Source organism: Burkholderia reimsis (genome assembly GCF_003294055.1).
Classification (GTDB): Bacteria; Pseudomonadota; Gammaproteobacteria; order Burkholderiales; family Burkholderiaceae; genus Burkholderia; species Burkholderia cepacia.
In genome coordinates this window covers 1-890 of sequence record NZ_QMFZ01000122.1, presented here as the reverse complement: position 1 = coordinate 890, position 890 = coordinate 1, and the positions used below count along the sequence as shown (strand labels likewise).

Sequence of the window (890 nt, the reverse complement as noted above, 5' to 3'; positions counted from 1 at the left end):
CGCCGTTGGCAATTTCTGACATTGTGAGGGCGAACCTTTCGGTAGATTGCGGCGTGAAGGAGCGCCATTTCGCCGCAATCACGAGTGTTGACGTACTGATAATCCTCGGCAGCGTTGCGTCGACGTTAGCGAGCGTCTCCGTGCTTGTGCAGACCGCTTACGCAAACGTTCGTCTTATTTTTGGTTTAACGAGGAGTTTGGATTGAAAGCATCCAATAGTTTTCGAGTATCGGTGATCGTCGCTGCTACCGTCGTCATGGGATTGAGCGGATGTGCGACCGAGTCGTCGCGCACGCTCGACGTGCCGGCCGTCAGCAGCGCGCAAAAGCCCTACGCGGGCAAGCTCGTCGCGATCGCCGTCGGCAAGTTCGACAACCGCTCGAGCTACATGCGCGGCATCTTCTCGGACGGGATCGATCGACTCGGCGGGCAAGCGAAGACGATCCTCGTCACGCGCCTGCAGCAGAGCCGCCACTTCAACGTGCTCGATCGCGAGAACCTGGACGAGATCAAGCAAGAAGCCGGCTTCATGAAGAAGGCGCAGGCCGTGAAGGGCGCGAACTACGTGGTGACCGGCGACGTGACCGAGTTCGGCCGCAAGGACGTTGGCGATCAACAGCTGTTCGGCATTCTCGGCCACGGCAAGACGCAAGTCGCGTATGCGAAGGTCAACTTGAACATCGTCGATACGACGACGTCGGAAGTCATTGCATCGAGCCAGGGTGCCGGCGAATACAGTTTGTCGAATCGCGAAATCATCGGCTTCGGCGGTACCGCGAGCTATGACTCGACCCTGAACGGCAAGGTGCTCGACCTCGCGATTCAGGAGGCAGTCAACCACCTCGTCGAGCAGGTGGACGCGGGCGGCCTCAAGGCGGCGCAGTGATCGT

2 protein-coding genes are annotated in these 890 nt (G+C 59.4%); both read left to right on the top strand.

All coding sequences use genetic code 11. From position 1 onward, the window contains the following. The coding region (locus DPV79_RS43175) for a hypothetical protein (protein ID WP_208866781.1) at positions 1 to 206 on the top strand (206 nt) is incomplete at its 5' end. Between the two features lie 50 nt (positions 207 to 256). Continuing rightward, positions 257 to 886, top strand: coding sequence for a CsgG/HfaB family protein (locus DPV79_RS41510; RefSeq protein ID WP_113048182.1), 630 nt, complete (start codon positions 257 to 259; stop codon positions 884 to 886). Positions 887 to 890: the final 4 nt, after the last annotated feature.

What these genes read in the sequence shown, in the direction of transcription:
- DPV79_RS41510 (WP_113048182.1), top strand. Translation starts at nt 257, where the DNA reads ATGGGATTGAGCGGATGTGCGACCGAGTCGTCGCGCACGCTCGACGTG.